This is a genomic window from Porphyromonas sp. HMSC065F10 (assembly GCF_001808555.1).
In the GTDB taxonomy this organism is placed as follows: Bacteria; Bacteroidota; Bacteroidia; order Bacteroidales; family Porphyromonadaceae; genus Porphyromonas_A.
The window spans coordinates 134,562-148,830 of record NZ_KV793803.1 but is presented as its reverse complement, the minus strand read 5'-3'; the positions used below and the strand labels follow the sequence as shown (position 1 = coordinate 148,830).

The window sequence follows — 14,269 nt, the reverse complement described above, 5'->3', positions numbered from 1 at the left end:
ATGATACGACTGATCCTCCTGACAGACTTTACAGAGTCCTACTCCTACAAGCTCTTCGCCGGCATCCAAGCCTATGCACAGGAGCACGACCGCTGGGCCGTATGCCGTATGCCCCCCAGCTACAAGAGCCAGCATGGCTTGGATGGTGTCCTCCAGTGGGCCAAAGCCTGGGGCGCCGATGCAATCATCGGGCGCTTTGATCCCGGTGATCGGGTTGAGTGCTTCAGAGAGGCGGGCATCCTCGCTATGGCGCAGGACTACAAGGTTCCTATCCCCTCACTCTCAGCGGTCACGGGAGACTACCGGGGGACCGGTGAGATGGCAGCTGAGTACTTTGTGCAGAAGGGGTTCACCTCCTTTGCTTTCATTGGCTACCGAGATGTCTTTTGGTCTCAGGAGAGATACTACGGATTTAAGTCCTACTTAGAGAGGGTGGGACTAAGCAGCCAGCTCACCGACTACAGAGAGACCTCTATTGACGAAGTGTGGGACTTCCGCCAGGAGGATCTGATCCGATTCCTCGAGGGTCTTCCGCCCGAGACGGCGATCTTCGCCTGCGATGACAATGAGGGGATCCGTGTATCCGAGCTCTGCAGCGTCTCGAGTATCAGCATTCCTCAGGACGTGGCCATCCTTGGTGTGGACGACGACCAGACCATCTGTGGTCTGGCTGATCCGCCCCTCTCCAGCATAGCACTCGACATTGTACAGGGAGGGTACGAAGCGGCCACTCAGATCGACCATTACCTATCAGGGCGAAGTGATCACCTGGAGGATGTGGTCGTACGCCCCATCCGGATCACCGAGCGAACCTCCAGTAACATCCTCTCCATCAGAGACCGAGAGGTAGCCAAGGCTATCCGCTTCATCCACGACCATGCCACTCAACCACTATCGGTTATGGATGTCGTGGCTCAGGTGCCTCTCTCAAGACGACACTTAGAGGTGCGATTTAAGCGCGCTACCCGCCAGACGATCCAGAAGTACATTATGAAATATAGGGTGGATAAGTTGGCGCACCTCTTGCTCACCGGTGACCGCCCGATCACTGAGCTGAGCGATGAGATGGGCTTTGTCAGCCCAAAGAATCTCTCCCGACAATTCCGCTCTGTCCTCGGGGTCTCTCCTCAGGAGTACCGTCGCATACATCGCTGCACCACTGCGGATAGTCCGACCAATCACCCCACCAATACACCACACCCATGATGCTTATGAGAAATAGATTACCACTCCTCCTACTGACCCTTGCGGCCTCCTCCCTCATTGCCTCATCGCAGATCAGCTCAGGCAACGACTCCATCTACAAGCTGCCCTACAAAAACACTTATGTCAAGAATGTCTTTGTGACAGACAATGTCTTCCGGACGATGAAGCCGGAGATCACTTGCCCCCGCTCATTTGACGAAGCAAGGGAAATCCTGCCTCTGCCACACTGGAAGGGACACGATGAAGAGATCCGTATGTACTGGGACGCCTGGAAGATCGCGATCAATAATATCCGTCAGCCCGATGCCGGTTCAGGATTTGTCGCCACATACATTGATACAGCGTACAATGGAAATCTCTTTATGTGGGACGACTGTTTCATCCTGATGTTTGCCCGCTATGGCGCCCGTTTCTTCCCCTTCCAGAGGACTCTCAACAATTTCTACGCCAAGCAACACCCCGATGGCTTTATCTGTAGAGAGATCAAGGCGAATGGTGCCGACTGCTTTGAGCGGTACGACCCCACCTCCACCGGCCCCAACCTTCTCCCATGGTGCGAGCTGGTCTACTACCATCAGTACGGAGATCTTGAGCGACTTCATCGCATCTTCCCGGTGCTCTGTGGCTACTACGACTGGCTACGGCTCAATCGCACCTGGCGCAACGGAACCTACTGGAGCAGTGGCTGGGGAACAGGGATGGACAATATGCCACGTGTGCCGGAGGGATACAACCCAATCTACTCCCACGGACACATGATCTGGCTCGACACCAATCTCCAGCAGATCATGACCGCCTACCAGCTCCTTGAGATGGGCTTCTACATCGAGCGGTGGCAGGAGATTGAGGACTATGAGACTGAGGCGCTTGCGCTCAAGGACTATGTCAATACTCAGCTCTGGGACGAGAAGAGCGGCTTCCTATACGACCAGTATCGCGATCGCACACTCTGCGATGCAAAAGGGATCGGAGCCTACTGGGCACTGATGACTGACGTGCTGGACAAGTCTCGTATGGATCGCCTCGTCGCACACCTCACCGAGGAGAGCGAATTTGCCCGTCCCCACCCAATCCCCTCTCTCTCCGCTGATCATCCCAAGTACCGACCCAATGGTCGATACTGGCAGGGAGGCGTCTGGCCGGGGACCAACTATATGGTCATCAAGGGTCTCTCTCGACAAGGCTACAGAGACCTCGCGTACAAGATTGCGAAGCGGCACTATGAGTCTGTCCTTGAGGTCTATAGACGGACAGGTACGTTCTACGAGTACTACGCACCCGAGGAGATAGAGCCGGGATTTATGGCACGGGATCACTTTGTCGGCTGGGGTGGACTGGCACCGATCGCTCTACTGATCGAGTACCTCATCGGCATTGAGGCTGACTACCCGGAGGAGACTATCACCTGGGACATCCGCCAACTCGAGGCGCACGGGGTTGATCGTTACCCTTTCGGTCCCGAGGGATCAATTGACCTCCATTGCGCCCAGCGTAGCACACTCGGCGAGAGACCGAGTGTCACAGTCCACAGCAATGTCCCCTTCACACTCATCCTCACATACGGAGAGGGGAAGAGCGAAACTCTTCATATCCAGCCCGACAGGTCACAGCCCTGAGCGATCGGACTAATACCGATATTAGAGAATTCTTTTACCGATATTAGGAAATTCTTTTACCGGTATTAGAGCGCACTAATATCGGTAAAAGAATTGACCGCTGAACATCCAACAGATCGGATTAAGATTAAAAAATAGGTAATTTTGTGGCGATATGAGACTACGTACCTATATATTAGTCGGGGTGGCCCTCCTCGTCTCGGCTCTTTGCTCGGCTCAGATTGCCACACCGGGTAGTCGCCCGGTCGGCATTGGCGGAGGGGAGACGACAAGGAGTGTGCTGCACCTTCCGGTTTCCCGACTTGGAACTTTTGACAGAGACTCTGCTTTGCATGCTATGGAGGCTGCAGATAAGGAGGCTCTCCGGGTCTATCTCTTCGCGCACAAGGAGGAGACGGACATTGACCTCCTCACATTGGGTAAGCACACCGGTCTGAGGGACGGGCGACAGGTGTGGCAGTACAGGATCAGCTCACCCGGTGCACTTAGTCTGAGCTTTTTCTTTGACCGGGTGAGCCTCCCGGAGGGTGCTCTGCTCTTCGTCTACACTGATGACGGAAGCAAGATCCTCGGTGGCTTTGGATCTGAGAATGTAAGTCCCTCAGGTACTCTGGCGACACAACCGATCGAGTCGGACGACGTGGTTATCGAGCTACAGACTCCGGCGGGTACGCAACCGGTACTTCATCTGAGTGAGGTCAATCATGGCATCAGACCCCTCTCCACACGGGCAGTCTTTGGCTCTAACTTCGGTCGAGGCAGCAGTTCACTCTCCTGTACACCGGAGGTAGTCTGTATGCCGGGGCTTGATGAGATGAAGCGCGCTGTGGTGGTCGTAGTCATCAATGGCGTGGGTATCGGCAGTGGCACAATGGTCAGCAATACTCAGGGAGACAACACGCCCTACCTCCTGACAGCGGCTCACGTACTGTCCGTCAACTTCAATCATATGGACATAGAGCATCAGGCTGAGCGCACTGTGGCGATCTTTAATTATGAGTCTCCCTCTTGTAGCGGTGAGGTGATGCCGGATATGTCTCAGACTGTAAGTGGTGCCGTCGTTGTGGGATTTGACAAGCCGACTGATGCCTGCCTGATACGACTCAATAACATCCCCCCGGAGAGCTATCGCCCCTTTTACCTCGGTTGGACGGCTGAGAGCCACCCGCAAGGGAGTTACATCAATATCCATCACCCCCTTGCCATGACGAAGAGGGTGAACTACTACAATAAGGACGTCAAGGTCAATGTCACTTGTATGACGGACATGCACTACTTCGGTGACCATATGCACTACGAAGTGACTGCCTGGGACGTTGGGACTACAGCTGGCGGCTCATCGGGATCACCTCTTATAGATAAGGAGAAGAGGGTAATGGGTGGACTCTCTGCCGGCAGATCCTTTTGCTCAACCAAGGCAGCGGACTACTTCTTCTCCCTTGCCAATGTCTGGGCACAGAATCGCAAAGCAACACAGAGCATTGTGCGTGCACTCTCTCCCGGGGGTGCCGGTGTCCTCACGTGTGATGGTCGAGACCCCTATGGCTCACCCCGAAGCCGAGCAAAGCGCATCACACACGTCTCCTCCGCTCTGACGGGAGACTCTCTCTCCGGACGGGGTACTCAGCTCAGCTCGGTAGAAATCCTCGGCAGTGCTGATGCGGTCGGTGAGCACTACCTCCTGAAGCCTCACACACTCCTCTATGGAGCCTATGTGATGCTGGATATGTCTCAGGTAAAGCCCAATGAGCTGAGCGGCAAGGAGACAATGACCCTTGAGGTATACACCGGAGGTGATACACCGGCACTCACCCTGCCGGTAGATCTCAGCAAGATCATCCACGGTACACTTAACTCAGAGCTCGACCGAATCAAGTACCGAGAGGTCTTTATCCCCTTTGATCAACCCCTTGAGCTGTCCGACAGGGGCGAGCTGATACTGGCGATACCCACCCGGTCCCTTCCCAAGGGCGTCTCCATACTTCACCAGCAATACAGGGGAGCCGGCGGTCAGATGATGACCCGGTCGGGAAATAAATGGAGCCCGAGGACACTCAAGAGTGGCACCATCGCTCTCTGGATGGATCCGCTGATAGGGAATCCCGACTCCGACCGGACAGAGAAGAGCCAACCCCTCTTTACCCTCACGCCCATAAGCAGGGAGCAGATATTGGTGCAGCTTGCCGATCGTGCAGAGGGCGGGGCTGACCTCTCAATATACACACTACAGGGACAAAAGGTCTACACCAAGACCATCACGTCCCGATCCACCATCCTCGACCGGCAGATGCTGGAGGGTATGGGGGTACTTGTCATCCACGTCGATGCCGGTGGTGAGCAACTTACAGTAAAGACACTATTTCCAGCCATCTAACACCTTATAGTATAATGAGTCATAAGACCTTATTTACCTCTCTCATAGGGACCCTCTCCATGGGTCTACTGATGATGCTCTCCTCCTGCAACGGAGGAGACAACAAGTTTAGGATCCAAGGGACAATCACAGGTGCTGTCGGGAAGACACTCTTCCTGGAGCACCAGGGACTGACCTCCATCGAGCCAATCGACTCTGTCGTACTCGATGAGCGAGGGAAGTACAAGATGGGTGGCGAGGCACCTGAGTACCCGGAGTTTTACCGCCTCCGGCTGGAGAAGCAGGTGATCCCCTTCAGCGTCGACTCCATTGAGACGATAACCATCAATAGCGATGCACAGAGCTTTGCCACAGGGTACACCGTTGAGGGCTCAATACCGGCAGAGAAGATCAAGCACGTCTGGCTCGCACAGCTGGATGCCAATGTTGCCATGTCGCAGCTGGTCCAGAAGTATGATGCAGGCAAGATCCCCTATGCAGACTTTGCCAACCATAGGGACAGCATTCTTCAGAGCTATAAGGATGTGGCTCAGGAGGTGATCTTTGAGGATCCGAAGTCCCCTGTTGCCTACTTTGCCCTCTTTCAGCAGATTGACGGGAACCTTATTTTCAATATCTACGACAAGAAAGACTCACGCATCTTTGCCGCTGTGGCTAATGTCTACGACACTTTCTATCCCGAGAGTGAGCGGAGAGACCATCTCTACAACCTTGCACTCCGCTCGATAGCTGTCGTACGTCAGCAGGAGAAGGCCGCACAGGAGATCGCTCGAGCAGACTCCCTGCCACAGCCGGAGGTTCGCCGCATCGGCTACTTTGACATTGCGCTTCCTGACATCGATGGCAAGGAGGTCCGTCTCTCAGAAGTAGCTAAGGATCATATGACACTGCTGAGCTTCACCGCTATGGACACCGACTGGAGTGTCGCTTATCAGAGTCAGATCAATGGCCTCTACCAGACCTACTCCGGGCGTGGTCTCAGGATCTACCAGGTCAGCTTTGACGGAGACAGCTATGTGTGGAAAAATAGAGTAGCTCAGCAGCCATGGCACAATGTGAGAGACACCGATGGGGTATACTCCTCACTCATCGGACTGTATAACATTAGCTCCCTCCCCGCCCTCTTCCTGATCAATGCTCAGGGGGATATCGTGGCAAGGGCAAGCTCCTTTGATGAGCTTCGCAGTCTGATCGACAAGCAGCTGTAAGCCTTCCCTTCTGAGGAAAAAACGAGTGTGTTCCCCACCCATCCGGGTAAGGAACACACTTCTTTTTCTCAATGGGTAAAGGAGTCTCTTATCGGAAGTGATTGTAGGGGCGGAAGCCTCTCGTCACATGCCTTTTTTTCCTCTCCCAGTGGATCACAGGCTCATCACCCTGCATAGAGCCGACCCTGCCTATGACGGTAAGGGGCGGGATGCCACTCTTCCGGTCCGGCTCTGGCAACTGGTCGAGGTCGCCCTCGGATATCGTAAAGAGCAGCTCATAGTCCTCACCTCCGGTCACGGCCATAGTCTCGCTGCTCCACTTGGTACGCATAGAGCACTCCGCCTCCAACTCCTCAGAGATGGGCAGCTTATCCAGCTGTATTGTGGCATCGACATGAGACAGAGACAGGATCTTGGGGAGGTCGGAGACAAGTCCGTCGGAGATATCCATCATAGCATGCACCCCGGGGATCTTTGAGAGCGCCTGACCCAGAGCCAGTCGGGGAGAGGGCTCGTAGTACCGCTGGAGGAGGTGAGTTTGCACTTCGGTACCATGAGCCTCAATCCTCCTATTCCGCTCATCAGCGATCAGGCGTCCTGCGCAAGAGTCACCAAGCGTGCCCGATACCACGATGAGATCACCCGACTGAGCGGCGCTTCGGATCTTCTCATCCCCCTTAAGTACCTTGCCGAGGATCGTGACACTGACCACTATATCTCCATTACTCCGCACCGTGTCACCACCCAGCAGGGCGGTGTGGTGGAGGTTGGTTAGGTAAGCATATCCGTCACTGAAGCCCTTGATCCAGCTCTCATCCAGATGCGGAGGCAACGCCAGTGAGAGAAAGCTCGCTATAGGTGTGCCACCCATAGCAGCGATGTCGCTCAGATTAACAGCAAGAGACCGCAGACCAAGCTGGTACGGGGTCATTTGCCCTACATTGAAGTGGACTCGCTCCATAAGCATATCCGTCGACACAAGATAGTAGTAGGCATCGTCGTAGAAGCTAAACATCGCGCAGTCATCCCCTATGCCGAGCGCTAAGCCGGGCATACGCTCCCGAGTCAGTGCCCTTAGCATCTGGATAATCCCACTCTCTCCTAAGTCTTTAAGTGTTCCCATTATCTTATTCTTTATTTGAGTTCGGCTTTATCCTACTGACCTCAGCGACTATTCCCTATTAGGAAGCGCCGAGATCATATTCCATTATATCCATGCGGGTGCAATGATACCACTTTAGCCTGATCATTACAAGCCAGACGTCACCACCCCGAGTTTCACCCCTATGGGACTGCAGTGCCACCCCTACGGCACTGCAGTTCCACCCCTACGGCACTGCAGTCCCACCCCTACGGCACTGCAGTCCCACCCCTACGGCACTGCAGTTCCACCCCTACGGCACTGCAGTCCCACCCCTACGGCGCTGCAGTCCCACCCCTACGGCACTGCAGTCCCACCCACTCGGACCGGAGTCTCTACAACAAGAAAGTGCAGGGAACTAGGGGGTGACGCCCACAGACTCCTCTGGATCGGGTACGTGATTAGCAATCTGGTGGAAGGGTAAAACGAGAATGTTGCACGAAGTGCCATTCTCGCACATTTGTTTCAAATGTGCTGAGACTTTGCACGAAGGATGAGATGCAAGGCGCTGAGGATGAGACCGAAAGGAGCGTACTCACGTACGTGACCGAGACCGAATTCCGAAAGCAACGCAGCAGATCGCCTTCGTGCAACAGTCTCAAAAAACTTCGGGCTCAGTCACGCATTCAGTGATGTGACTAAGCCCGAGACTTTTAGCATCCTATCTTCGCCGGCGAATGTCCTCGCAGATCAATCGTGGTGCATTAGACGGGAGAGTACCTTATTGACACTCTTCTTTGCCTCATACTCCTTGAGATAGTAGGGCTCCCAGTAGGCGACATCCTCCGTCTCTCCACTCTCTATGCTCTCAATGACACGACTGAGCATGGCATCGGCACGAGGGTGCAGGTCATAGATGAGACGGGAGCCGGGTAGTAGTTCATCAAAGAGACCCTTTGCCTTCTCCGCCCCATTTCCAAAGTAATAAAGCAGCTTGTCACCGACGATCTCTCTAATCCTGAGCTGACTATCCTCATCAGTAAGGACGACGGCAGCGATGTCGGTCTGAGGGACAACGACACCGGAGTAGTCAGCTCCATAGCTGCCGGTGTAGATGGCGGTGTAGACCTCCATCCTGCGAGCGTCAATCATCGGCATCAGGAGCGCATTAGGGTAGTCAAGCTCATCCTCCATATCGAAGAGCGTCATGGCAAGGAGCTCTGTCGTCATCACGGAGACGAGTGGTATGCCGAGAGACCAGCAGAGACCTTTGGCGTATGAGGCGCCTATACGAAGTCCGGTGTAGCTGCCGGGCCCACCTGCGACCCCGACACCTCGGAGGTCTCTGCGGTAGTCGATATGGCTGAGCATACGATTTGCCATCGTAGCAAGCTGCTCGGCGTGCTTATTGGATCCGCTGGACTCCTCGTAGTCCACGATCTCCTCCCGACTTCCGAGAGCTACAGAACAGACCTCAGTGGAGGTATCAAGGAGCAGATAGTATTCTTCGTTCATATTTATTTCTTCGTCTTAGAGGTGGCCGACTTCTTCTTGGTAGTTGAGGTCTTGCGTGACTTGGTAGCCGAGGAGGCGCGACGCTTGGATGGTCCGCCATTCTTGTCTATCTCGGCAACGATTGCTCGTGCCTGCTCTTCGGTGAGCGTCTTCGCGTCAGTAGTCTTAGGGATCTTGTAGTTCTTCCTCTTATACTTGATATAGGGACCGTAGCGACCATTGAGAATCTCAAGCTTATCTGTCCCTTCTCCATACTCGGCGATGTACTTGTTGCGCTCACGCTCCTCCTTCTCAAGTATTAGGGGAGTGGCCTGATCCATCTCTATCTCGTAGGGGCTTATATCGCGAGGAATACTGACGAAGAAAGACTTGCCGACGCGTACGTAAGGTCCAAAGCGACCGACATCCACGGTCACCACTTCGCCCTTATACTCCCCTATCTCGCGGGGCAGCCTAAGCAGCTTCATCGCTTGCTCAAGCGTGATGGTAGCTATTGAGAGATCCTTAGGGAGGGAGGCAAAGCGTGGCTTCTCCCCATCCTTATCCGCTCTACCCAGCTGTACCATTGGTCCATAGCGACCAATCTTGGAGTAAATGGGCAGACCTGTCTCGGTGTCGTCACCGAGATAACGCTCGCCCACCTTGTGGTCCTCCTTCTCACTCATTACCTCCTCCACATTGCTGTGGAAGAAATGGTAGAAGTGGTCAATCACCTCGGTCCACTCCTTCTCCCCCTCGGCAATGGCGTCAAACTCCTCCTCCACCTCTGCGGTAAAGTGGTAGTCCATAACCTTGGGGAAGTGCTCCACAAGGTATTCGGTAACCACTAACCCTGTGTCGGTGGGGCAGAGCTTACCCTTAGAGGCCCCTATACGCTCCTTACCGGTGGACCGGGTGATCTTCCCATCTCTTAGCTTAAGCACTTGGTAGCTCCTATCGACACCCTCGAGGGTGCGTTTATCGACATAGCCTCTCTTCTGGATCGTCTGGATGGTGGGGGCGTAGGTGGAGGGTCGACCAATGCCGAGCTCCTCAAGCTTCTTAACAAGTGAGGCCTCGGTGTAGCGAGCAGGCTGCATGGTGAAGCGCTCTCGAGCCTCGACATCCTCTGCCGAAACCTTATCACCGACCTTCATCCGTGGCAACAGGGCAGTAGTGTCCTGAGACTCCTCGGGGTCATCTTCGTCATCGCGTCCCTCGAGGTAGACCTTGAGAAATCCGTCGAAGGTGATCACCTCGCCCTTGGCCTGAAAGGTGGGACCTCCTGAGGCATCAATAGTCATGGTGGTGCGCTCCAGCTCGGCATCAGCCATCTGGGTGGCAAGGGTACGCTTACGGATCATATCGTAGAGCCGTCGCTCCTGGGCTGTAGCTCCGGCTGAGGGAGCCTCCGGATGAACCGGTCGAATGGCCTCGTGCGCCTCCTGAGCGCCCTTGGTGTGAGTTGCGTAGTTACGCGTCCGAACATACTCCTTGCCATACTCCTTCTCAATGACGGAGGCAGATGCCCCGATGGCAAAAGTGGAGAGATGCACGGAGTCGGTACGCATATAGGTGATGTGCCCTGCCTCGTAGAGCTTCTGCGCCAGACCCATCGTAAGCCCGACAGGATAGCCTAAGCGCCTTGACGCCTCTTGCTGGAGTGTGGAGGTGGTGAAAGGCGGTGCCGGCTGCCGCTTTGCAGGAGTGACGCTCACCTGGCTGATGGTGTAGGTGGAACCAATGAGATCCTCCAAGACCTTTTGAGCACCGGAAGCAGATCCGGGGCGGTCGGTGAGGTCAGCGCTGAAGGTCTCTCCCTCTGGAGTGACGAAGAGACCTCGCACACGGAAAGAGCTCTCCGGCTCGAAGTCCTGGATCTCCTTTTCTCGCTCCACGATGATGCGCACAGCCACAGACTGAACTCGACCGGCTGAGAGACTGGGGCGAACTTTCCTCCAGAGGATCGGTGAGAGCTCAAAGCCGACCAAGCGATCGAGGACGCGACGCGCCTGCTGAGCATCAACCATCTTGAGGTCAATGGCCCGAGGGTTCTTGAGAGCATTCTGGATGGCAGACTCGGTAATCTCGTGGAAGACAATCCTATTCTTCTCCTTCTCACTCAGTCCCAGCACCTCTGCGAGGTGCCAAGCGATGGCCTCTCCCTCGCGGTCCTCATCGGATGCGAGCCAGATGTGATCGGCCTTCTTCGCAGCGGAGCGGAGGGTTGAGACCACGCTTTTCTTATCATCGGAGATCTCGTACTGCGGATCATAATTCTGCTCCACATCCACACCCATACCCTTTTTCTTAAGATCACGGATGTGTCCATAGCTGGGCAGGACGATAAAGTCCTTGCCCAAAAACTTGCCGATCGTCTTCGACTTAGCAGGAGATTCAACGATAAGGAGGTGATTCGCCATTATTACTTGCTCTGAGATTACTGTTGCTTACTTTCGTGCAAAAGTAGCAATTAATAGTCTAATGTGTTGCGTCCCTGATTTTGCTTCTTCTTTTCGTGAAGAACTGAGGCAACTGCGATACACAGAGCCTTATTAGATCCTACTATTAGGGAAACTCCTTGGCTACAAGGGGGATCACAGACGCACAGAGCGGAGACGAAGCGAATTGAGCACCACTAGGACGGAGCTGAAGGCCATTGCAGCGGCTGACACTGCCGGATCGATCACCACAGAGGTGAATAGTCCGGCAGCTAGCGGGATCGCAACGATATTGTAGATTGACGCCCAGAGGAAGTTTTCATAGATAATCCGAATGGTCGACTTGGAGAGATGGATGGCGCGCTCGATGGCAAAGGGAGAGTTGCCAAGGGCTGTCACCTGAGCCACGTCCGTCGCTATATCGCTGCCGTTACCCATAGCAATACTCAGGTCGGCTGAGGCAAGTGCCGGGGAGTCATTGATCCCATCGCCCACCATAGCAACTACCCTACCATCCTTGCGCAGGTCATCGACATAGCTCTTCTTGTCAAGGGGCAGCATACCGCCCTGAGCCTTCTTAATGCCGAGTGGAGCAGCTATGGCATTAACCCGAGCCTGAGTATCGCCCGAGAGGAGGTGTAGCTCCACGCCGGTCCGCTCTCTCAAGCGACTAAGAGCAATCTCAGTCTCAGGATGAAGCTTATCCTCGAGGACAAGAAGTGCGAGCAGCTCTCCATTGCAGGTGTAGTAGATAAGGGTGCTGTCCGGATGGAGCCTCTCCAGCTGCTGCATCCCCTCAGTCAAGTCAGGATCGCCGACAAATCGTCGCTGACCTGCCCGATAGGTCTTACCTTTGTAATCGAAGGCGATCCCACCCCCGGCAGTCTCCCTTACCTCCACAGGTAAGTCCTCCTCCACTCGGTGCCCATACCGTGAGACGATCGCACTCGCAAGTGGATGTGATGACTTCTCCTCAGCCTGCACCAAGAGTGACTTCAGAAGGTGGTTGTCCTCCGTAGCCCACTTGGCGTCAACCACCTTGGGCTGTCCGACGGTGATGGTACCTGTCTTATCGAGGACGACGTCAGTGACCTTACCCAGCTGCTCCAAAGCGACAGCATCCTTGATCAGGAGACCATTGCGAGAGGCCTTACCCATAGCTACGGTGATGGCGGTCGGGGTGGCAAGGCCGAGAGCACAAGGGCAGGCAATCACCAGGACACTGATGGCGTGATCCAGTCCCCTGAGCCACGGCTCGGGAGCGTCAGAGCAGAGACCCCAGAGGCAGAGGGTAAGGAGTGCAATGACCAGCACAGCGGGGACAAAGACCGAGGCTATCCTATCTGCAATGCGCTGAATGGGTGCTTTACTTGCCTGCGCCCGACGGACGGTGGCAATGATCCTACCGAGGAGTGTTTTACGCCCCACCTTGGTGGCACGGAGGACAGCAGCCCTGCCGACAGAGAGAGAGCCTGAGAAGACTTCATCTCCAGCCACCTTCTCCACCGGGATAGGTTCGCCTGTGATACTGCTCTCGTCAAAGGCGCCCTCTGAGAGGAGGATGCCGTCCACGGGTACCCGATCTCCCTTACGGAGCATAACCTCATCCCCTACCCTCAGTTCCTTTATATCGCGACGAACAAAGCTCTCTCCCACCTTCACCATAGCCTCTTGTGGAGCGAGAGACATCAGCTTGCGGAGTGAGTCAGTGGTCCGTCTCTTGGCCCGCTCCTCAATGTATCGACCAAGGAGGATAAAGGTCATGATCATCCCTATGACATCGAAGTAGGTATGCATCAGCCCGACCTGTGCCGGCTCCTCTACAAAAACGAAGCGGATGGTGCTGTAGAGAAAGGCGACAGTAGTACTAATAGCGATGAGGGTGTCCATGGTAAAGGATCCCTTGGTGAGCTGCTTCATCGCCCTACGCACGTAATCCCCTGCAGCATAGATATAGATAATTGCTCCGAAGGCAAAGGAGAGAATATAGGTGAGCTTAGGAGAGAGACCGATGCTCTCGTGGGTCATCATCAGCCCCATGGCAACGACTGAAAGCACGGCAGTAAGGACCAGCTTACGGAGCAAGAGGCGAAGAGCACTCTCTTGCGAGCTCATCAGCTCTCTGTCCTGTACTTCTGTGTCCTCATCGATCAGCATATCGTAGCCGACGGACCGAACAGCCTCCCGTAGCTTGACTGGAGAGGTCTCTCGATCATCATAGGAGATGAGTGTCCGGCCCTCCATCAGATTGACCTCTGCATCGCGCACACCCTTTGTCTTGAGGAGCCGCTCCTGCACGGCACTGACACAGGCGGCACAGTGCATACCCGTCACCGTGAAGAGTCGCTTCTGTGACACCTCGCTCCCATCGGTGGGGTGAGCAGTGGCACCCTTGGGAGTCTCAGGATCCTCACCGGGCAGCACCAAAGTGTAGCCCGCATCACGCACAGTAGCCTCAAGCTCTTTAGTATCGGTCAGTTCATCATCGTAGTTGATTGAGATGCGACCATCCTCAAGAGAGACCTCTGCAGACTCTACACCTGAGAGCCCCTCGAGAGCCTCACGAACATGCTTCGCGCATCCCTCGCACATCATTCCCTCCACATGGCATTCTATATTTCGTTTCATACTGCAATTTCTGTATCTGGTTAGTAAGACAAATATACGATTTTAGCTACATATAGTCAGGAAAAGAGTAGCTCACCGAGACCAAGATGTCGGTGAGCCATGCAGGGCCACCATACTAGACTCAGCCCTCTTTCTAATACCGATATTAGTGCGCACTACTACCGGTAATAGAAATACCTCTGAGGGATGGGGGTGATGACACTTGATTCAAGAAAAAAAAA

8 protein-coding genes are annotated in these 14,269 nt (G+C 54.7%); 4 read left to right on the top strand and 4 right to left on the bottom strand.

The window, feature by feature from the left end; all coding sequences use genetic code 11:
* From HMPREF2890_RS07555 to HMPREF2890_RS07540, 4 genes are all read left to right on the top strand, one after another.
* The gene (locus tag HMPREF2890_RS07555; RefSeq protein ID WP_070467225.1) at nucleotides 1-1,206 is read left to right on the top strand and encodes an AraC family transcriptional regulator; all 1,206 of its coding nucleotides are present in this window, start codon (nucleotides 1-3) and stop codon (nucleotides 1,204-1,206) included.
* On the top strand, nucleotides 1,203-2,822 hold the full coding sequence (locus tag HMPREF2890_RS07550; protein ID WP_083289887.1) for an MGH1-like glycoside hydrolase domain-containing protein: 1,620 nt from the start codon (nucleotides 1,203-1,205) through the stop codon (nucleotides 2,820-2,822). The genes HMPREF2890_RS07555 and HMPREF2890_RS07550 overlap by 4 nt, the downstream gene beginning before the upstream one ends.
* A 337-nt stretch (nucleotides 2,823-3,159) precedes the next feature.
* Nucleotides 3,160-5,196, top strand: a complete 2,037-nt coding sequence (locus tag HMPREF2890_RS07545; RefSeq protein ID WP_070467223.1) for a trypsin-like peptidase domain-containing protein — start codon at nucleotides 3,160-3,162, stop codon at nucleotides 5,194-5,196.
* Between the two features lie 14 nt (nucleotides 5,197-5,210).
* The gene (locus HMPREF2890_RS07540) at nucleotides 5,211-6,404 is read left to right on the top strand and encodes a DUF4369 domain-containing protein (protein ID WP_070467220.1); all 1,194 of its coding nucleotides are present in this window, start codon (nucleotides 5,211-5,213) and stop codon (nucleotides 6,402-6,404) included.
* Nucleotides 6,405-6,492: 88 nt separating this feature from the next.
* Here the strand turns inward: HMPREF2890_RS07540 and thiL are convergent, their stop codons facing one another.
* The 4 genes from thiL to HMPREF2890_RS07520 form a co-directional block, all read right to left on the bottom strand.
* On the bottom strand, nucleotides 6,493-7,527 hold the full coding sequence (gene thiL, locus HMPREF2890_RS07535) for a thiamine-phosphate kinase (protein WP_070467218.1): 1,035 nt from the start codon (nucleotides 7,525-7,527) through the stop codon (nucleotides 6,493-6,495).
* A 708-nt stretch (nucleotides 7,528-8,235) separates the two neighbouring features.
* A complete protein-coding gene (tsaB, locus tag HMPREF2890_RS07530) occupies nucleotides 8,236-9,000 on the bottom strand; it encodes a tRNA (adenosine(37)-N6)-threonylcarbamoyltransferase complex dimerization subunit type 1 TsaB (RefSeq protein WP_070467216.1) in 765 nt (254 codons plus the stop codon).
* A 2-nt stretch (nucleotides 9,001-9,002) separates the two neighbouring features.
* Nucleotides 9,003-11,402, bottom strand: a complete 2,400-nt coding sequence (topA, locus tag HMPREF2890_RS07525; protein WP_070467213.1) for a type I DNA topoisomerase — start codon at nucleotides 11,400-11,402, stop codon at nucleotides 9,003-9,005.
* Nucleotides 11,403-11,576: 174 nt separating this feature from the next.
* Nucleotides 11,577-14,048 carry a heavy metal translocating P-type ATPase gene (locus HMPREF2890_RS07520; protein ID WP_083289885.1) on the bottom strand — a complete coding sequence of 824 codons (2,472 nt, stop codon included), beginning with the start codon at nucleotides 14,046-14,048 and terminating at the stop codon, nucleotides 11,577-11,579.
* Between the last annotated feature and the right edge of the window lie 221 nt (nucleotides 14,049-14,269).

Coding starts and splice junctions, on each gene's coding strand:
- HMPREF2890_RS07555 (WP_070467225.1), top strand. CDS start 1: ATGATACGACTGATCCTCCTGACAGACTTTACAGAGTCCTACTCCTAC.
- HMPREF2890_RS07550 (WP_083289887.1), top strand. CDS start 1,203: ATGATGCTTATGAGAAATAGATTACCACTCCTCCTACTGACCCTTGCG.
- HMPREF2890_RS07545 (WP_070467223.1), top strand. CDS start 3,160: ATGGAGGCTGCAGATAAGGAGGCTCTCCGGGTCTATCTCTTCGCGCAC.
- HMPREF2890_RS07540 (WP_070467220.1), top strand. CDS start 5,211: ATGAGTCATAAGACCTTATTTACCTCTCTCATAGGGACCCTCTCCATG.
- thiL (WP_070467218.1), bottom strand. CDS start 7,527: ATGGGAACACTTAAAGACTTAGGAGAGAGTGGGATTATCCAGATGCTA.
- tsaB (WP_070467216.1), bottom strand. CDS start 9,000: ATGAACGAAGAATACTATCTGCTCCTTGATACCTCCACTGAGGTCTGT.
- topA (WP_070467213.1), bottom strand. CDS start 11,402: ATGGCGAATCACCTCCTTATCGTTGAATCTCCTGCTAAGTCGAAGACG.
- HMPREF2890_RS07520 (WP_083289885.1), bottom strand. CDS start 14,048: ATGAAACGAAATATAGAATGCCATGTGGAGGGAATGATGTGCGAGGGA.